This window comes from Streptomyces sp. JLBT605 (assembly GCF_058215555.1).
The window spans coordinates 6,578,789-6,597,598 of sequence record NZ_CM177087.1; the positions used below are offsets into that span (position 1 = coordinate 6,578,789).

Annotated in this window: 15 protein-coding genes; 5 read left to right on the forward strand and 10 right to left on the reverse strand. The window is 72.0% G+C overall.

The window, feature by feature from the left end:
• Positions 1-19: 19 nt before the first annotated feature.
• Positions 20-556 carry a PadR family transcriptional regulator gene (locus tag AC4BDD_RS28480; protein ID WP_490688336.1) on the reverse strand — a complete coding sequence of 179 codons (537 nt, stop codon included), beginning with the start codon at positions 554-556 and terminating at the stop codon, positions 20-22.
• A gap of 190 nt (positions 557-746) precedes the next feature.
• Here AC4BDD_RS28480 and AC4BDD_RS28485 point away from each other — a divergent pair, with 190 nt between their 5' ends.
• Positions 747-1,505, forward strand: a complete 759-nt coding sequence (locus AC4BDD_RS28485; RefSeq protein ID WP_490688337.1) for an alpha/beta fold hydrolase — start codon at positions 747-749, stop codon at positions 1,503-1,505.
• A gap of 24 nt (positions 1,506-1,529) precedes the next feature.
• On the opposite strand, the gene AC4BDD_RS28490 is transcribed toward AC4BDD_RS28485, so the two are convergent.
• Complete coding sequence (locus AC4BDD_RS28490; RefSeq protein ID WP_490688338.1) at positions 1,530-2,129, reverse strand: class I SAM-dependent methyltransferase; 600 nt, start codon at positions 2,127-2,129, stop codon at positions 1,530-1,532.
• A 154-nt stretch (positions 2,130-2,283) separates the two neighbouring features.
• On the opposite strand from AC4BDD_RS28490, the gene AC4BDD_RS28495 reads away from it, so the two are divergent.
• Complete coding sequence (locus AC4BDD_RS28495; RefSeq protein ID WP_490688339.1) at positions 2,284-2,694, forward strand: roadblock/LC7 domain-containing protein; 411 nt, start codon at positions 2,284-2,286, stop codon at positions 2,692-2,694.
• A gap of 52 nt (positions 2,695-2,746) precedes the next feature.
• Here AC4BDD_RS28495 and AC4BDD_RS28500 read toward each other — a convergent pair whose 3' ends face one another.
• The 3 genes from AC4BDD_RS28500 to AC4BDD_RS28510 form a co-directional block, all read right to left on the reverse strand.
• Complete coding sequence (locus AC4BDD_RS28500) at positions 2,747-4,135, reverse strand: FAD-dependent oxidoreductase (protein WP_490688340.1); 1,389 nt, start codon at positions 4,133-4,135, stop codon at positions 2,747-2,749.
• 107 nt (positions 4,136-4,242) lie between these two features.
• A complete protein-coding gene (locus tag AC4BDD_RS28505) occupies positions 4,243-5,106 on the reverse strand; it encodes an acyl-CoA thioesterase (protein WP_490688341.1) in 864 nt (287 codons plus the stop codon).
• A 57-nt stretch (positions 5,107-5,163) separates the two neighbouring features.
• Positions 5,164-7,680, reverse strand: coding sequence for a DEAD/DEAH box helicase (locus AC4BDD_RS28510; protein WP_490688342.1), 2,517 nt, complete (start codon positions 7,678-7,680; stop codon positions 5,164-5,166).
• A 137-nt stretch (positions 7,681-7,817) separates the two neighbouring features.
• Between AC4BDD_RS28510 and AC4BDD_RS28515 the strand changes: the two genes are divergently transcribed.
• Positions 7,818-8,609, forward strand: coding sequence for a metal-dependent hydrolase (locus tag AC4BDD_RS28515; protein ID WP_490688343.1), 792 nt, complete (start codon positions 7,818-7,820; stop codon positions 8,607-8,609).
• A gap of 87 nt (positions 8,610-8,696) precedes the next feature.
• On the opposite strand, the gene AC4BDD_RS28520 is transcribed toward AC4BDD_RS28515, so the two are convergent.
• Both AC4BDD_RS28520 and AC4BDD_RS28525 read right to left on the reverse strand, forming a co-directional pair.
• Positions 8,697-10,478, reverse strand: a complete 1,782-nt coding sequence (locus AC4BDD_RS28520) for an ABC transporter ATP-binding protein (RefSeq protein ID WP_490688344.1) — start codon at positions 10,476-10,478, stop codon at positions 8,697-8,699.
• The gene (locus AC4BDD_RS28525) at positions 10,475-12,433 is read right to left on the reverse strand and encodes an ABC transporter transmembrane domain-containing protein (RefSeq protein WP_490688345.1); all 1,959 of its coding nucleotides are present in this window, start codon (positions 12,431-12,433) and stop codon (positions 10,475-10,477) included. Before AC4BDD_RS28525 ends, AC4BDD_RS28520 begins: the two co-directional genes overlap by 4 nt.
• Before the next feature lie 233 nt (positions 12,434-12,666).
• Between AC4BDD_RS28525 and AC4BDD_RS28530 the strand changes: the two genes are divergently transcribed.
• Positions 12,667-13,407, forward strand: coding sequence for a L,D-transpeptidase family protein (locus AC4BDD_RS28530; RefSeq protein ID WP_490688346.1), 741 nt, complete (start codon positions 12,667-12,669; stop codon positions 13,405-13,407).
• A 26-nt stretch (positions 13,408-13,433) separates the two neighbouring features.
• Here AC4BDD_RS28530 and AC4BDD_RS28535 read toward each other — a convergent pair whose 3' ends face one another.
• Positions 13,434-13,895, reverse strand: a complete 462-nt coding sequence (locus AC4BDD_RS28535) for a MarR family winged helix-turn-helix transcriptional regulator (protein WP_490688347.1) — start codon at positions 13,893-13,895, stop codon at positions 13,434-13,436.
• A gap of 114 nt (positions 13,896-14,009) precedes the next feature.
• Between AC4BDD_RS28535 and AC4BDD_RS28540 the strand changes: the two genes are divergently transcribed.
• Positions 14,010-15,872, forward strand: coding sequence for an ABC transporter ATP-binding protein (locus AC4BDD_RS28540; protein WP_490688348.1), 1,863 nt, complete (start codon positions 14,010-14,012; stop codon positions 15,870-15,872).
• On the opposite strand, the gene AC4BDD_RS28545 is transcribed toward AC4BDD_RS28540, so the two are convergent.
• Both AC4BDD_RS28545 and AC4BDD_RS28550 read right to left on the reverse strand, forming a co-directional pair.
• Positions 15,862-17,919, reverse strand: coding sequence for a phosphocholine-specific phospholipase C (locus AC4BDD_RS28545; RefSeq protein WP_490688349.1), 2,058 nt, complete (start codon positions 17,917-17,919; stop codon positions 15,862-15,864). The genes AC4BDD_RS28540 and AC4BDD_RS28545 overlap by 11 nt on opposite strands.
• A 132-nt stretch (positions 17,920-18,051) precedes the next feature.
• Complete coding sequence (locus AC4BDD_RS28550; protein WP_490688350.1) at positions 18,052-18,666, reverse strand: TetR/AcrR family transcriptional regulator; 615 nt, start codon at positions 18,664-18,666, stop codon at positions 18,052-18,054.
• Between the last annotated feature and the right edge of the window lie 144 nt (positions 18,667-18,810).

Consider the following 18,810-nt stretch of genomic DNA (forward strand, 5'->3'; position numbering starts at 1 on the left):
GCCGGCCGCTCGCCGTCGATCAGTCGCCCGCCGCCGCGCCCAGCGCGTCCAGCGTCCTGCGCAACCACGCCAGCTCCGCCTCGCTGGTGGCGCGCGCGATGGTGAGCAGGCCGCTGCGGAACGGATCCGCGATCTCCTCGGCGCGCAGCGGCCGGTCGCCGTCGTAGAAGAAGCTCGTGGGCTGCCGGAGGAACTCCAGGCGGCGCCGGAGGACGGCCGCCTGGGCGCGCGGGTCGTCCAGATGGCGGAGGAACGCCAGCAGGGTGAACCAGCGGTTCTCGTCGCTGATCTCGCGGTCCGCCGGGTCGGCGAGGCGGCGGCGCAGCTCGGCGCGTCCGGCCTCGGTGGGCGTCAGCACGTGCCGGGGCGCGGCGCCGGCGCCCGGCTGCGTCTCGCGGGCCACCAGCCCGGCCTTCTCCAGCCGCTTGATGGCCGGGTAGAGCGTGCTCTCGGCCACCGGCCGGACGTGTCCGGTCAGCGCGGCGATCCGTTTGCGCAGCTCGTAGCCGTGCAGCGGGGTGTCGTAGAGGAAGCCGAGGATGACGAGTTCGAGCATGCCCGCATTCTGCCGCATCCGCTGTACCTCGGCTACGGGATGCATCGATACCGCAATACCTCGGAGACGATGTATGGTGAGCGTCCTCGGACGTCAGACCTCCGAGAGTCGAAGGTCAGAAGTCGGAAGTCAGAAGAAGTCGGCAAGACCGGTCGGACGATCGGTTACGGACAGGACGGCGGGGCGGGGCATGCGGCACACCGAGTTCACATCCAACGGGGATCTCATCGCCTGGACCGAGGCGGCCGGGGACGGCCCGCCCCGGGTCTATGTGCACGGCCTCGGCGCCGCCTGCGCCCCGTACCACGCGCATATCGCGGCGAGTCCGCGGCTCGCCGGGCGCCGTTCGCTCTTCGTCGACCTGCCCGGCCATGGACTCAGCGACCGGCCGCGGGACTTCGGCTACACCTTGGAGGACCACGCGGACGCGCTCGCCCGGGTGCTGGACGCAGCCGGAGCCGAGCGCGCGCAGCTGGTCGGCCACAGCATGGGGGGAGCCGTGGCGATCGTGCTCGCCCACCGCCGCCCCGACCTGGTCTCCCGGCTGGTGCTCGTCGAGGCGAACCTCGACCCGCACCCGCCGGTCACCGCCGGCAGCAGCGGCATCGCCACGCACTCGGAGGAGGAGTTCGTCCGGGGCGGCGGACGGGAGCGCACCCTGGAGCGGGTCGGGCCGGTGTGGCGGGCGACGATGCGCCTGGCCGATCCCACCGCCCTGTACCGCAGCGCGCGCGGCCTGGTACGCGGCACCGACCCCACCATGCGGCAGATGCTCCTCGGCCTGTCGATCCCGCGTACCTACCTCCAGGGCGAGCTGAGCGGCGAGTTGGACGGGCGCGGGGCGCTGGCGGCCGCCGGGGTGACGGTGGTGACCGTCCCCGGCGCCGGGCACAACGTGATGTTCGACAACCCGCCCGCGTACGCCGCGGCCATCGCCGAGCAGCCCTGACGCCTCGCCACAGGCGTCCGGATCTCAGCCCTGCCTGACCGCCAGGGCCAGGAAGCGGGTGTCCACGTCGGTGTACGAGACCAGCTCCCAGCCCGAACGCTCCAGCAGCGGGCGGAGGTTGGGCTCGGCGCGCAGATCGTCCGGGGTGATCTGCCGCCCGTGCCGGGCCGCCAGCGCCGCCCGCCCCACCGGGTGGAAGAGCGCCAGCCGGCCCTGTGCCCTCACGCATCTGGCCAGTTCGGCGAGGCCGGCGCCGGGGTCGGCGAGGTGGGAGATCAACCCGGCGGCGAACACCGCGTCCAGCACGCCGTCCCGCAGCGGCAGCCGGGCCACGTCGGCCACCATCAGCAGCCCGGTGCGCTCCCGGCCGGCGTCCACCGCCGCGTCCAGCATCGCCGGGGTCAGATCCGCGCCGAGGACCGTCCCGGTGCCGCCGACCGCGTCCCGCAGCGCGGGGAGTGCCCGGCCGGTGCCGCACCCCGCGTCCAGCACGGTGTCCCCGGCGCGCAGCCCCAGATCGGCGACGGCGGCGGCGTACGCCGGGCCGTCGTCGGGGAAGCGGGTGTCCCAGTCGGCGGCGCGGGGGGTGAAGAAGTCCCTCACCTCGTCGTGGTCGTCTCTCACGGGTCCTCCTCGGGTGCGGTCGTCCCACCCATGATCCACCGGAGGGCCGCCGTGTCGATCCGGGCGCCGCCGCGCGGGTCGGGTTGCTCCCAGGGCGCTGTTGAGCAAGGCTGGGCCGCTGAGTGGGGAACAGCTGTGAACGGGGAGGCGCTGCATGGCATTCAGCAAGGGACTCGACTGGCTGCTGGACGACCTGACCGAGCGGATCGAACACATACGGCACGCGCTGGTGCTGTCCAACGACGGCCTGGTGACCGCCGCGAGCACATCGCTCGCCCAACAGGACGCCGAACACCTCGCCGCCGTCTCATCCGGTCTGCACAGCCTCGCCAAGGGCTCCGGTCAGCACTTCGGGACCGGCCGGGTGCGGCAGACCATGGTGGAGTACGAGGAGGGCGTGCTCTTCGTGACGGCGGCGGGGGACGGCAGCTGTCTGTGCGTGCTCAGCGGCCCGGAGAGCGACGTGGGCCAGATCGCCTACGAGATGGCGCTCATGGTGAACCGCGTGGGGGAGCACCTGGGCGTCGAGGCACGGCAGCAGGGCGGCACGACCAGCCACCTGTGAGCCACGCCCCGCCCCGTGGCGGGACGGGGGAGGCCCACGGGCCGGCGCGAGGTCAGGTGGCGCCGCGACCGCGGCGGGACAGGGCCTGGCCCACGACCTTGGACACCACCTTGGGGTGGAACAGCACGGCGGGTGAGGCCACCATGTTGGCGACCCGCACAAAGCGCGACCACACATGGGCGTCACGGACGGACACCGCGAAGAGGTGCTTGTTGTACCAGTGGGCGATCCTCGCCCCGAGGGGCTGGTGGTGCGGGTTCCACATCAGGTCGGAGTTGACCGACAGGGTCCAGGGCACCAGCACCAGGCGCGCCACCGCGCGCTGATAGCTCCTGCTCAGCCCGTCCAGGCCGGTCCTGACCCGCCGGCGTGCGGCCAGCGAGCGGTGGAGGAGGTCGGCTTCCATCGCGGCCACCGTCAGGCCCTGTCCGTAGACGGGGTTGAACACGCAGACCGCGTCGCCGAGGGCGACCAGGCGGTCCGGCCAGTCCCTGACCTTGTGGTACGGGCGCCACTGGTTGTTGACGTTGGTGTACCGGTAGGTCGGCTCCTGGCTGGTGCGACGCTCGATCTGCTCGGCCAGGTGCGTGTTCTTCAGACTCTTCGCGAACGCCAGGTACGCCTCGTCCTCGGTCGGCGGCATGTGCTCCTCGAAGCCGAAGAGCGAGCACGTCCAGCGGTTCCGCTCCACGGCCAGCACCACACCGCCCCGCGGGGTGTGCGGGGCGAACACCATCTGGTAGGCGATGTGGAAGTCCCGGTCGGGCTTCTCTTCCCGGTCGAAGTTCATCGAGGTGTACGTGATCTTCGCCTTCACCACGCGCTTGTCCGGCACGGACAGGCCCATCTCACCGAGCCACTTGTCCAGTGCGCTGGACCGCCCCGAGGCGTCGACGACCAGGTCCGCCTCGACCTCCACCGGCCGCTCGGCGCCGTCCGTCCGGTACCTGACCCGGCTCACCCTGCCGGGCCTGCCCATCGTCAGCCCCTCGCACCGGGTGGCGGGGAGCAGTGTCACCTCGGGCAGGGCCAGCACCCTGCGGCGCAGGCGGCGCTCCAGCTCGTCCCGGGTGAACGTCTGGATCTCCACGCCCGTCCGGCTGCGCGGCGCGAAGCCGGACGGCAGCAGGAAACTGATGTGCTCTCCGTAGTCGAAGACCGGTGCCCCGATCTCCGCCAGCTCCGCGCGGAGGCCGGGGAAGAGCCGCTCCAGGACCTCCGCGCCCTTGGCCAGCATGGCGTGGGCGTGGTAGCCCTGCGGTACGTTCGGATGGGTGCCGGTGTGTTCGTCCACCGGGTCCCGCTCCAGGATGACCACGTCGCCGAAGTGGTCGGCCAGGACCCGGGCCGTGACCAGCCCGGCGTATCCGCCACCGATGACGACGGCCTTGCCCCACCGGGAACCGGATCGGGTTCTGGCCTGGGAAGCTCTGCTCTGCATGGGCACATCCCTCCCTCAAGGGGAGCGTAGGGCTTGCGCCGCCCGGAATCCGGCATTTGCGGCAGTGTCCCGGCGCGGGCGGCCCCAACCGGCCGGGAAGCCTCACCTCAAGGGAGCTTGCGGAACAGGCCCTCCTGGACGACGGAGACCAGCAGCCGCCCCTGCCGGTCGAAGATCTGACCCCGGGCCAGGCCCCTGCCGCCCGTGGCGATGGGCGACTCCTGCTGGTAGAGGAACCACTCGTCCGCCCGGAAGGGGCGGTGGAACCACATGGCGTGGTCCAGCGAGGCCATGTCGAAGCCGCGCGGCCCCCACAGCGGCTCGATCGGAATGCGCACCGCGTCCAGCAGCGTCATGTCGCTGGCGTAGGTGAGCGCGCAGGTGTGGACCAGCGGATCGTTGCCGAGCGGGCCCACCGCCCGCATCCACACCCCGCTGCGCGGCTCCACACCGGCCAACTCCGGCGCGGACCAGCGCAGCCGCTCCACATAGCGGATGTCGAACGCCTGCCGGCGCTCCATGCGCTGCAGGGCTTCGGGGAGTTCGCCCAGGTGCTCGCGGAGCTCCTCACCGATCCGCGGCAGACTCTCCGGATCCGGCACGCCCGGCATCGGAACCTGGTGCTCGAAGCCGGGCTCCGGCTCGTGGAAGGAGGCCGTGAGGTTGAAGATCGGGCGGCCCTGCTGGACCGCCACCACCCGCCGGGTGGTGAAGGACCGCCCGTCGCGCACCCGCTCCACCTGGTAGACGATCGGCACCCCGGGCACGCCCGGGCGCAGGAAGTAGGCGTGCAGCGAGTGCACCGGCCGCCGTCCGTCGGTGGTACGCCCGGCGGCCACCAGCGCCTGCCCCGCCACCTGCCCGCCGAACACCCGCTGCAGTGACTCATCAGGGCTGCGGCCGCGGAAGATGTTCAGCTCGATCTGCTCCAGGTCCAGCAGGTCGACCAGGCGCTCGGCGGGATTGGTCATGACGGGTGCCCTTCGCTTGAGGTACCGGTGCTCGCCGTGGGGGGCGCGCCGGTGAGACTACAGTTGCCCCACGTCGGTGACCCGGATGACCGCGCGGCCCTCCTCGTCGGAGGCCGCCAGATCCACCTCCGCGGAGATGCCCCAGTCGTGGTCGCCGCTGGGGTCCGCGAAGGTCTGCCGCACCCGCCACAGCCCGTGCTCCGGCTGCTCCTCGATGCTCAGCAGCTTCGGCCCGCGGGCGTCCGGACCGGTGCCCAGGTCCTCGTACTCGTCCCAGTAGGCGTCCATCGCCTCGGCCCAGCGGGCCTCGTCCCAGCCCGCCTCCTCGTCCAGCTCGCCCAGCTCCGCCACCTTGTCCAGGGCGGCCAGCTCCACCCGGCGGAACATCGCGTTGCGCACCAGCACCCGGAACGCCCGCGCGTTGGTGGTGACCGGCTTGACCTCGTCGGCCCGCTCCTGCGCCTCCTCGGCCGTCATCTCCTCCGGGTTGGCCAGCTGCTCCCACTCGTCCAGCAGGCTGGAGTCGACCTGCCGCACCATCTCGCCCAGCCAGGCGATCAGGTCTTCCAGGTCGTCCGACTTCAGGTCGTCCGGGACCGTGTGGTCCAGGGCCTTGTAGGCGCTGGCGAGGTAGCGCAGCACGATGCCCTCGGTGCGCGCCAGGTCGTAGAAGGAGGTGAACTCGGTGAAGGTCATCGCCCGCTCGTACATGTCGCGGATGACCGACTTGGGGGAGAGGGGGTGGTCGCCCACCCACGGGTGGCTCTTGCGGTACAGGCCGTAGGCGTGGAAGAGCAGCTCCTCCAGCGGCTTGGGGTACGACACGTCCTGGAGCCGCTCCATCCGCTCCTCGTACTCGACGCCGTCGGCCTTCATGGCGTTGACCGCCTCGCCGCGCGCCTTGTTCTGCTGCGCCGCCAGGATCTGCCGCGGATCGTCCAGCGTCGACTCCACGACCGACACCATGTCCAGGGCGTAGGACGGGGACTCCGGGTCCAGCAGCTCGAAGGCGGCCAGCGCGAAGGTGGACAGCGGCTGGTTGAGCGCGAAGTCCTGCTGGAGGTCGACCGTCAGCCGGACGATCCGGCCCTCCGCGTCCGGCGTCGCCAGCCGCTCGACGATCCCGCCGTCCAGCAGCGAACGGTAGATCGCGATGGCCCGCCGGATGTGCCGCAGCTGGTTGCGGCGCGGCTCGTGGTTGTCCTCCAGCAGCCTGCGCAGCGCCTCGAAGGCGTTGCCCGGGCGGGCGATGACGGACAGCAGCATGGTGTGGCTGACGTGGAAGCGGGAGGTCAGCGGCTCGGGATCGGAGGCGATCAGCTTCTCGAAGGTGTTCTGCCCCCAGTTGACGAAGCCCTCCGGGGCCTTCTTGCGGACCACCTTGCGGCGCTTCTTCGGGTCGTCCCCGGCCTTGGCGAGCGCCTTCTCGTTCTCGATGACGTGCTCGGGCGCCTGCCCGACGACGAAGCCGGCCGTGTCGAAACCGGCCCGCCCGGCCCGGCCGGCGATCTGGTGGAACTCCCGGGCGCGCAGCGTGCGCACCCGCTGCCCGTCGTACTTGGTCAGCGCGGTGAACAGCACGGTGCGGATCGGGACGTTGACCCCCACCCCCAGGGTGTCGGTGCCGCAGATGACCTTCAGCAGACCGGCCTGCGCCAGCTTCTCCACCAGCCGCCGGTATTTCGGCAGCATCCCGGCGTGGTGCACCCCGATGCCGTGCCGGACATAACGCGACAGATTGCGGCCGAACTTCGTGGTGAAGCGGAAATTGCCGATGAGCGCCGCGATCTCGTCCTTCTCGGCGCGGGTGCACATGTTGATGCTCATCAACGCCTGCGCCCGCTCCACCGCCGCCGCCTGGGTGAAGTGCACGATGTAGACCGGCGCCTGCCGGGTCTCCAGCAGCTCGGTGAGCGTCTCGGTCAGCGGCGTGGTGACGTACTCGTAGCTCAGCGGCACCGGCCGGGTCGCGGACCGGACCACGGCGGTGGGGCGCCCGGTGCGCCGGGTGAGGTCCTCCTCGAAGCGCGCCACGTCGCCCAGGGTCGCCGACATCAGGACGAACTGGGCCTGCGGCAGCTCCAGCAGCGGGATCTGCCAGGCCCAGCCGCGGTCCGGCTCGGCGTAGAAATGGAACTCGTCCATCACCACCTGGCCGATGTCGGCGTCCTTGCCGTCCCGCAGCGCGATGGACGCCAGCACCTCGGCGGTGCAGCAGATCACCGGAGCGTCCGCGTTGACCGAGGCGTCGCCGGTGAGCATGCCGACGTTCTCGGTGCCGAAGATCTTGCACAGCTCGAAGAACTTCTCCGACACCAGGGCCTTGATCGGCGCGGTGTAGAAGGTCACCTGATCGTTGGCGAGTGCGGTGAAATGGGCGCCGGCCGCCACCAGGCTCTTGCCCGAGCCGGTGGGCGTGGACAGGATGACGTTCGCCCCCGACACCACCTCGATCAGCGCTTCCTCCTGAGCGGGGTACAGCGAGATGCCCCGCTCCTCCACCCAGGTCGAGAACGCCTCGAAAAGCGCATCGGGGTCGGCGTCGCTCGGCAGCTGATCGATAAGAGTCTTCACGCTCCTATACTGCCTGGTCTTCCGCACCGCCCGGGACCGGCCGTGCCGGCGAAGATCACTCGCCGCTAGGGTGGGCCGCGCCGAGTACGACCAACTCCCGCAATCGCGGGCACGAAACACAGGGGCGGGATCAGACCATGATGGGACCGGCGCACTCGCTGTCCGGAGCGGCGGCCTGGCTGGGCGTGGGCGCGGCAGCCGGCGCGGCCGGTCACGCGATGCCCTGGCCGGTGCTCGTCGTCGGCGCGCTGATCTGCGCCGGAGCCGCCCTCGCACCCGACCTGGACCACAAGTCGGCGACCATCTCGCGGGCCTTCGGCCCCGTCTCCCGCGGCCTGTGCGAAGTGATAGACAAGCTCTCGCACGCCGTCTACAAGGCGACGAGGAAGCCGGGCGACCCGCGCCGCTCCGGCGGGCACCGCACCCTCACCCACACCTGGCTGTGGGCGGTGCTGATCGGCGCCGGCGCCTCGGCGCTGGCGGTGGCCGGCGGCCGGTGGGCGGTGCTGGGCATCCTCTTCGTGCACATGGTGCTCGCCGTCGAGGGCCTGCTGTGGCGGATGGCGCGCGTCTCCAGCGACGTCCTGGTGTGGCTGCTCGGCGCGACCAGCGCCTGGATCCTCGCCGAGGTGCTGAACAAGCCCGGCAACGGCTCCGACTGGCTGTTCACCGGGGACGGCCAGGAGTATCTGTGGCTCGGACTGCCCATCGTGCTGGGCGCGCTGGTACACGACATCGGCGACGCGCTGACCGTCTCCGGCTGCCCGATCCTGTGGCCCATCCCGATCGGCCGCAAGCGCTGGTACCCGGTGGGACCGCCGAAGGGGATGCGCTTCCGGGCGGGCAGCTGGGTCGAGCTGAAGGTGCTGATGCCCGCCTTCATGGTGGTCGGCGGGCTCAGCGGACTGGGCGCGCTCGGCTATCTCTGAGCCGCCCGGCCTCCTCCGGCACCGGCGCCAAGGGGGTGTCCGGTGGGTCGCCTCGAAGACCCACCGGGCACCCCTTACCGCTGCCGGTTACTGCTGCCAGGAGCGCCACAGCGCGGCGTACGCGCCGTCCGCCGTGACCAGCTCGTCGTGGCTGCCCAGCTCGGTGATCCGGCCGTCCGCCACCACCGCGATCAGATCGGCGTCGTGTGCGGTGTGCAGCCGGTGCGCGATGGCGATCACCGTCCGCCCCTGAAGCACCCGGGCCAGCGAACGCTCCAGATGACGGGCCGCCCGCGGGTCGAGCAGCGAAGTGGCCTCGTCCAGCACCAGGGTGTGCGGGTCGGCGAGGACCAGCCGGGCCAGCGCCACCTGCTGCGCCTGCGCCGGGGTGAGCGCCAGCCCTCCCGAACCGACCTCGGTGTCCAGCCCGTCCGCCAGCGCCCGCGCCCAGCCGTCCGCGTCCACCGCCGCCAGCGCCGCCCACAGTTCGGTGTCCCGCGCGGAGGTCCGGGCCAGCAGCAGATTGTCGCGCAGCGAACCCACGAACACATGGTGCTCCTGGTTGACCAGCGCGACATGGAGCCGCACGTGCTCCGCCGGCATCCGCGCCAGCTCCGCCCCGCCGAGGGTGACCTCGCCCGCCCGCGGCTGGTAGATCCCGGCGAGCAGCCGGCCCAGGGTGGACTTGCCCGCGCCGGACGGCCCGACCAGCGCCAGCCGGCTGCCCGGCCGCACCCGCATCGACACCCCGTGCAGCACATCGACGTCCGGCCGGTAGCCGAAGCGCACCTGATCGGCCTGGACCTCCCGGCCGTCGGGCGCCACCGCCGCGTCCCCGGCGTCCGCCTCGATCTCCCGCACCCCGACCAGCCGGGCCAGCGACACCTGGGCGATCTGCAACTCGTCGTACCAGCGGAGGATCATCCCGATCGGCTCGACCAGCATCTGAGCCAGCAGCGCCCCGGTGGTCAGCTCGCCCACCGTCATCCAGCCCTGGAGGACGAAGGCGCCGCCGATCATCAGCACCGACCCGGTGATCACCGTGAAGCTTCCGTTGATCACCGGGAAGAGCACACAGCGCAGCCAGAGGGTGTAGCGCTCCCAGGCGGTCCACTCGCGGATGCGCTGGTCGGACAGTGCGACCCGCCGCTCACCCAGCCGGTGCGCCTCGATGGTCCGCCCGGCGTCCACCGTCTCGGTGAGCGAGGCGGCCACCGCGGCGTAGCCGGCCGACTCGGAGCGGTACGCGCTCGGCGCCCGGCGGAAGTACCAGCGGCAGCCGATCACCAGGCCGGGCAGCGCCACCAGCACCGCCAGCCCCAGCTCGGGCGCGGTCACGGTGAGCGCGCCGAGCAGCAGACCCACCCACACCACACCGATCGACAGCTGCGGCACCGCCTCCCGCATCGCCTCCGCCAGCCGGTCGACGTCGGTGGTGATCCGGGAGAGCAGGTCTCCGGTGCCCGCCCGCTCCAGCACGCCCGGCGGCAGTTTCACCGAGCGGACCAGGAAGTCCTCGCGCAGATCGGCCAGCATCCGCTCGCCGAGCACCGCGCCGCGCAGCCGCACCTCCCGGACGAACACCGCCTGCACCGCCAGCGCCACCGCGAACAGCGCGACGGTACGCCCGATGTGGAGGTCCTCGGTGCCCTCCGCCATGTCCTGCACCAGCTCGCCGAGGAGGTAGGGACCGGCCATGGAGGCGAGCACGGCGGTGACGTTCACCGCGATCAGCACCGCGAAGGCTCTCCGGTGCCGGCGCAGCAGCTCCCGCGCATAGGCCCGCACCGTCGCCGGTGTGCCCACCGGCAGGATGGTGGACGACTCCGGGGCCGCCGGGTCGTACGCCGGTGGCGCCACGCCGATCATGCCGACTCCTCGATCTGCTCGGTCCGAGTGCTGTGTTCGCTGTGGTCGCCGTGCAGGCCGTGTTCGCCCTGGCCGACGGGGTGCCGGGCGGCCTCGCGCGGGCCGGGGGTGGCCGGCGCGTGCTCCGGCTCGGTCTCCCGGGTGACCTGGGCCCGGTAGCCGGGGTGGGTGCGCAGCAGTTCGCGGTGGGTGCCGGAGGCCGCCGCCGTGCCATCGGGCACGAACACCACCCGGTCGGCGCGGTCCAGCAGCAGCGGGCTGGAGGTGAGCACCACCGTGGTCCGCCCCTTGCGCAGCTCCCGCAGCCCGTCCGCGATCCGCGCCTCGGTGTGCGAGTCGACGGCCGAGGTGGGCTCGTCCAGCACCAGCACCTCGGGGTCGGTCACCAGCGAGCGGGCCAGGGCGAGCCGCTGCCGCTGCCCGCCCGACAGCGACCGTCCGCGCTCGGTGATCCGCGCGCCCATCGGGTCGGCCGGCCCTTCCCGGCCGCCCTGGGCGAGCGCGTCCAGCACATCACCGCACTGGGCGGCCGCCAGCGCGTCGGCCACCGCCACCGCGCCCGAGGCCGGCACGTCCAGCAGCTCGGCGAGCGTGCCCGACAGCAGTACCGGGTCCTTGTCCTGGACCAGGACGGCGGTGCGCGCGGCCGCCAGCGGCACCTCGTCCAGCGGCACCCCGCCCAGCCGCACCGACGGCGCCGAGGACCGCGCCGGCTCGCCGGTCCGGTCCTCGTCCCGGTCCTTGACCAGGTCCTCGCCCCGGTTTTCGTCCCGGGCCGGGTCCTCGTCCCGCGCGGGGTGCCCGCCGAGCCGCTCGGCCAGTCGGCCCGCCGCGTCCGGGTCTCCGCACACCACCGCGGTCAGGTGGCCGGCCGGCGCCAGCAGGCCGCTGGCCGGGTCGTACAGATCGCCGCTCAGCGGCTTGCCGCTCCAGGTGCCGCTCGGCTCGGCGGCCGGCGCCGACCGGGTGAGGGCCAGCACCCGGGCGGCGCGCTGTGCGGAGGGCCGGGAGAAGGAGTACGCCTGGGCGATCTCCTCGAAGTGGCGCAGCGGGAAGAGCAGGAAGGTGACGGCGCTGTAGACGGTGACCAGCTCGCCGACGCCGATCCGGCCGTCCCGGGCCAGCTCCGACCCGTACCAGACCACGCCGATCAGCAGCAGCCCGGGCAGCAGCACCTGTACGGCCGCGATCAGCGCCCAGGTGCGGGCACTGCGCACCGCCGCCGCGCGCACCTCCTGGGACGCCTGGCGGTAGCGGTCCAGGAACAGCTCCTCACCGCCGATGCCCCGCAGCACCCGCAGCCCGGCGACCGTGTCGGAGGCCAGCTCGGTGGCCCGGCCCGCCTTCTCCCGCTGCTCGTCGGCCCGGCGGGTCGCCCGCGGCAGCAGCGGCAGGACGGCAAGGGCCAGCGCCGGCACACCGAGCGCCACCACACCGCCCAGCGCGGGCTGATAGACCACCAGGGCCACGCTCACCCCGATGGTGGTGAGCAGGGCGGCCGTGAAGCGGGACAGTGCCTCCACGAACCAGCCGATCTTCTCCACGTCACTGGTGGACACGGCCACCACCTCACCGGCCGCGACCTGCCGGGTGAGCCCGGAGCCGAGCTCCGCGGTCTTGCGGGCCAGCAGCTGCTGGACGCGCGCGGCCGCGGTGATCCAGTTGGTGACGGCCACCCGGTGCAGCATCGAGTCGCCGAGCGCGGACGCCACGCCGAGCAGCACCATCAGCCCGCCGGCCAGCGCCAGACGCTCTCCGGAGCGGTCCACCACCGCCTGCACGGCGAGGCCGACCGCCACCGGGAAGGCCGCCACGGCCCCCATGTGCAGCAGGCCCCACAGCACCGCGCGGAGCTGACCGCCGAGCTGGTTTCTGCCCAGCCAGAGCAGGAACCGCGGGCCGGATCGGACGTCCGGCCGGCCCGGATCGGGATACGGAAGATCGCGAATCTGCATGACGTCCCAAAGCTCGGGTGCGGGCAGGGCAAGGGGCAGGGGCAGCGGGGGAAAGAGGGCATACGGGGGCCCTGGACAGCGGCACGGCCGCCGGGGGCCGTGAAAGGTTCGCTTCGTCAGGCGCCGGGATTCAACTGGTTTTCCGCGTCGGAACGCCGGATCTGGCCACAGTCGTCCGAGCGGGACGCCAGGCCGCGTGCGGCGCCGCGGCGGCGGGGTGCGACCATGGCGACATGCGTACTTCCGGCACGATGTGGAGCGTTACGGCCGCGCTGACCGCCGCGGTCGCCGTCCTGGTCACGGGATGCGGCGGCTCCGGCTCCGAGAGCGGCGGCGAAAAAGGCGGCGGCAGGGCCGGGAAGCCGGGGCGCAGCGCCTCACCCGCCGCCGACATGACGCGTATTCCGCGGGTCGGGGACGCACTCCAGTCCCGTATTCCGGCCAATTCCCGGCAGGTGGTGGCTGTGTACGGCGAGGGCGAGGACTCGGCCGAGGCGACCGTGGTCCTCTACGCCAAACGGGGCCGGGTATGGGAGCGGACCCGCAGCTGGTCCGGGCACAACGGCAAGCGCGGCTGGACCACCGACCACCGGGAGGGCGACAAGCGCAGCCCGGTCGGTGTCTTCACGCTCAGCGACGCGGGCGGTGTGCTGGCCGATCCCGGGGCCAAGCTGCCCTATGCGGGAGATGCGGCCTTCGCCGCCCCGCACTACTGGCCCAAGTCCCACTGGCACGACTTCGATTACGTCATCGCGATCGACTACAACCGGCTGAGGGGCACCAGCCCGCTGGAGCCGACCCGCCCCCAGGGCCGGCGGAAGGGCGGCAGCATCTGGCTGCACATGGACCACGGCAGCGGGACCTCCGGCTGTGTGAGCCTGTCCAAGTCCGGGATGGAGTACCTGCTCAAGACCCTGGACCCGGCCGCGCACCCGGTGGTGGTGATGGGGGACGAGGCCCATCTGGCCACCTGATCAGGGTGCTTGACGGGCGGGCCGCGTCAGCAGCCGTGGCCCGGGTCGCCGGCCAGCGCGTCCAGCAGTCCGCCCAGTGCTTCGCGCTGCGCTTGCGACAGCGGGGCGAGGATGTCCTCGGCGGCGGCGCGGCGGGCGTCGCGCAGGGTGCGCAGCGTCTCCCGGCCGGTGTCCGTGAGCTCGATGCGGATCACCCGGCGATTGGCCGGATCCGGTGCCCGGCGCACCGAGCCGTGCGTCTCCAGCGCGTCCACCAGCGAGGTCACCGCGCGCGGGACCACCTCCAGCCGCTGGGCGAGATCCGCCATCCGCGGCGGCCGGCCGTCCCGGCCGTGGTGGGCGACGGTGCGCAGCAGCCGCGCCTGCGCCGGGGTGATCCCCAACGGCTCCAGATGCCGCTGCTGGGCGCGGTGCAGCCGGCGGGTGAGGCGCAGCAGCTGCTCGGCGAGCTGGCCGGAGGTGTCGGGAGCGGGGACGGAGCTGGGCATGGCCCGACTGTATCAGGATGATGTTCATTGTGAGCTTAGGTAACAATGAGCTATGCTCGGCTCGCTGTGCCGGCCCCTGCCCGCAGCCGCCGTTCCCTGTCTCAGAAGGAGCCCATGCGACCCGACATACCCGAGTGGACCCCGCCCCCCGCAGACCCCGAGCAGCCCGCCCAGGTGCGGCGCATCCTCGGGCTCTTCCGCCCCTATCGCGGCCGGCTCGCCCTCGTCGGCCTGCTGGTCGCCGCCGCCTCGCTGGTGTCGGTCGCCACGCCGTTCCTGCTCCGCGAGATCCTCGACACCGCCATCCCCGAGGGCCGCACCGGGCTGCTGAGCCTGCTGGCCCTCGGCATGATCGCCGCCGCCGTGATCGGCGGTGTCTTCGGTGTCCTGCAGACCCTGCTGTCCACCACCGTCGGGCAGCGCGTCATGCACGACCTGCGTACCGCGGTCTACGACCGGCTGCAGCGCATGCCGCTCGCCTTCTTCACCCGGACCCGCACCGGTGAGGTGCAGTCCCGCATCGCCAACGACATCGGCGGCATGCAGGCCACCGTCACCTCCACCGCCACCTCCCTGGTCTCCAATCTGACCGGTGTCGTCGCCACCGTGGTCGCGATGCTGGCCCTCGACTGGCGGCTGACCGCGGTCTCGCTGCTGCTGCTCCCGCTGTTCGTGTGGATCAGCCGGCGCGTCGGCCAGGAGCGCAAGAAGATCACCTCACAGCGGCAGAAGCAGATGGCCGCGATGTCCGCGATGGTCACCGAGTCGCTGTCGGTCAGCGGCATCCTGCTGGGCCGCACCATGGGCCGCGCCGACTCGCTGACCGAGGCGTTCGCCCGGGAGTCCGACCGGCTGGTGGATCTGGAGGTGCGCTCCAGCATGGCGGGCCGCTGGCGGATGTCCACCATCGGCGTGGTGATGGCCGCCATGCCCGCCGTCATCTACTGGGCCGCCGGCATCGCCTTGGAGACCGGCGGCCCCAGCGTGTCCATCGGCACCCTGGTCGCCTTCGTCTCCCTCCAGCAGGGCCTGTTCCGGCCGACCGTGAGCCTGCTCTCCACCGGCGTGCAGATCCAGACCTCGCTCGCCCTCTTCCAGCGCATCTTCGAGTACCTCGACATGCCCAACGACATCACCGAGCCCGCCGATCCGGTGCGGCTGGAGAAGATCCGCGGTGAGGTGCGCTTCGACGCCGTCGACTTCCACTACGACCCGCCGGAGCCGGGCCGCACCGCGCCCCCGGCCCGCCCGACACTCAGCGGGATCGACCTGACCGTTCCGGCCGGCAGCAGCCTGGCCGTCGTCGGACCCACCGGCTCCGGCAAGAGCACCCTGAGCTATCTGGTGCCCCGGCTGTACGACGTGACCGGCGGGCGGGTACTGCTCGACGGGGTCGACGTCCGCTCCCTGGACTTCGACACCCTCGCCCGCGCGGTCGGTGTCGTCTCCCAGGAGACATACCTCTTCCACGCCTCGGTCGCGGACAATCTGCGGTTCGCCAAGCCCGACGCGACGGACGAGGAGATCGCCGCGGCCGCGGCCGCCGCCCAGATACACGACCACATCGCCGCACTGCCCGAGGGCTACGACACCGTGGTCGGCGAGCGCGGCTACCGCTTCTCCGGCGGCGAGAAGCAGCGCCTGGCCATCGCCCGCACCATCCTGCGCGATCCGCCCGTCCTCATCCTCGACGAGGCCACCAGCGCCCTGGACACCCGTACCGAACACGCCGTACAGCAGGCCATCGACGCGCTCTCCGCGGGCCGCACCACCATCACCATCGCGCACCGGCTCTCCACCGTCCGCGACGCCGACCGGATCGTCGTCCTGGACGGCGGCCGCGTCGTCGAACAGGGCACCCACGACCAGCTGCTGGAGCGGGACGGCCGCTACGCGGCACTCGTCCGCCGGGACGCCCGCCCGGTACCGGGTCCGGCCCGGGGCACGGACCCGGTACGCGAGCCCGTCAGCCGGTGATGATCGCCGGGTCGCTCACACCCGGTTGGCCGTTCTCGACGTGCCCGGCGAACCGCCGCAGATAGCCGCTGTCCTTGTCGGACACCACGGACACGTCGTACCAGCGCTTGCTTCCGCGCAGGTCGACGGTGTGCACCACGCGCGCGCCCGGGCGCACCGCGAAGGTCTCCCGGGCGCCCGTGTAGGCATGGGTGACCGTCAGCTGGCAGGTGGCGTTGGACGCGTTGGTCATGGTCAGCTCGAGGTTGCCGCAGGCGGTCAGGTGCCGGGCGGTGACCTCCGGGCCCGCGGTCCTGCCCGGGCCCTTGAAGGTGCGCAGGAAGCCGTTGGGGCCGTGCACCGTCAGATCGTGCTTCCCGCCGGAGTACTCCGAGTTCCAGGTGTCGGAGATCGTCTTGCCGGCGGCGGTGGTGTAGGTCCACGGGGCGTCGGTGCGGTTGCCGGAGGTGACGTAGAACTGCGCGCCCGCCTGGTCGCCGCTGCCGAAGGTCAGCGTGAGGCGGCCGGTCGAGGGGGTCGCGGAGGCGTCCACGAACGGCGCGTACGGCAGCGGCCGGGTAGGCCGGGAGCCGGCCTCCTGCTTGGGCAGCGCCGGACGGGCCGGAGGCTTGGGCACGTAGTCGGGGTGCCGCTCGTGGTCGGGCGGCAGGTAGCCGTCGGTGCCCGGCAGTGAGGCCGGGGCGGTGTCCTTCAGGCCGAAGTCGAAGGCCGAGGTCAGGTCGCCGCAGATGGCCCGCCGCCAGGGCGAGATCTGCGGTTCGGCCACCTTGAAGCGGCGCTCCATGAAACGCAGGATCGAAGTGTGGTCGAAGGTCTCGGAGCAGACGTAGCCACCGGTGCTCCAGGGCGAGACCACCAGCATGGGCACGCGCTGGCCCAGGCCGTAGGGCCCCGCGGCGTAGCTCGCGTTGCCGCCGAAGTAGTCCAGGGTGGTGTCCACGGTGGACAGGCCCTGGGAGGCGGAGGACGGCGGGTAGGGCGGCACGACGTGGTCGAAGTAGCCGTCGTTCTCGTCGTAGGTGATGAACAGGGCCGTCCTGCTCCACACCTCGGGGTTGGAGGTGAGGGCGTCCAGCACCTGGGAGATGTACCAGGCGCCGTAGTTCGCGGGCCAGTTGGGGTGCTCGGAGAAGGCCTCGGGGGCGGCGATCCAGGAGACCTGCGGCAGCTTCCCGGCCTTCACGTCGGCCCGGAGGATGTCGAAGTAGCCCTCGCCCGCCTTGGCGTTGGTGCCGGTGCGCGCCTTGTCGTAGAGCGGGTCGCCGGGCTTGGCGTTGCGGTACTTGTTGAAGTAGAGCAGCGAGTTGTCGCCGTAGTTGCCGCGGTAGGCGTCCTCGATCCAGCCCCAGTGCCCGGCCGCGTCCAGGCCGTCACCGATGTCCTGGTAGACCTTCCAGGAGACCCCGGCCGCCTCCAGGCGCTCGGCGTACGTCGTCCAGTCGTAGCCGAGTTCCTGGTTGCCCAGGACCGGCCCGCCGCCCTTCCCGTCGTTGCCCACATGGCCGGTGAGCATGTAGTAGCGGTTGGGGTCGGTGGCCCCGATGAACGAGCAGTGGTAGGCGTCGCACACGGTGAAGGCGTCGGCGAGCGCGTAGTGGAAGGGGATGTCCGCACGGGTCAGGTGCGCCATCGTGCCCACCGACTTGGCGGGTATCCACTGGTCGTACTTCCCCTGGTTGAAGGCCTTGTGGCCGCCTGCCCAGTCGTGGTCCAGGCCCGCGATGAACTGCATGCCGAGGTCCTCGACGTCCGGGTGGTACGGCAGCACCTCCTTGCCGCCGCCCTGCTGGTGCCAGACCGACTTGCCGCTCGGCAGCGTCACCGGGCGCGGGTCGCCGAAGCCCCGTACGCCCTTGAGCGAGCCGAAGTAGTGGTCGAAGGATCGGTTCTCCTGCATCAGCACCACGATGTGCTCGACGTCCTCGATGGTGCCGGACAGGCGCCGGGCGGGGATGGCCGCGGCACGGTCGATGCTGCTCGACAGGGCGGAGTAGCCCGCGGTGGCACCGGCGATCTGGAGGAACCGCCGCCGATTGAGTTCAGGCATGAGTCTGGGACCTCTTGGGGTGTGGGGAACAGCAGCGAGCGAAGTGTTCCAAGTCCAGTGAGCCCCAGGGAAGGGTCTGGTGTCCTCGACACCAACATCAGATGTCGGCGAGCGTTCCCCGCCGCGCGGCGGTTACTCCCGGATCCCGAGCGCGGGCAGCACCGCCGCCTCCAGAAAGCGGGTCAGATACGCCGCGTCCCCGTACCGCCCTTCCACCAGCGGCCTGACCCGCAGCACACCGAGGAGTTGCAGCGCGACGTAGTCGGCGGCCGGGTTGTCCGCCGCGATCTCGCCGCGCTCCACGGCCCGGCGGACCATCGCGCCGACACCCGCGAGGTAGGGCTCGATCAGCGCCTCGCGCAGCGCCTCCTGCAAGTCCGGATTGTGCAGGGTGGCATGGCTGAGGGCGTGCACCAGCGGCGTGTCGTGACACGCCCCCGCACCGACGGACCGCGCGACCTCGCGCAGGTCTCCGGCGAGCGTGCCGGTGTCGATCCCGGAGACGCGGCCCTGCTCCGCGCGGCGCAGTGCCGCGGCGACCAGCCGCGGCTTGGTCTGCCACTGCCGGTAGAGCGTGGCCCGGCTCGCCTTCGCCCGGGTGGCGACCGCGTCCAGGGTCAGGGCCTCGTACCCGCTCTCCCTGAGCAGGTCCAGTACGGCCTGGAAGATCTCCCGCGCCCGCTCCGGGGTGATCTTGGAGCGAGGCGACGAGACCGCGGTGTCCCGCGGCGCGTTCTCCGACGTCATCACTGCCTCTCCCTCGACCGAATCACGACCACCGATACATCAGTGTATCGGTACACTGATGTATCGATACAGGAGTGTCTCGATGTGCTGGGCGGTGCATCGACAGCGCGAGCGAAGGGCCGGTGGATGAGTCCCCGAACCGAA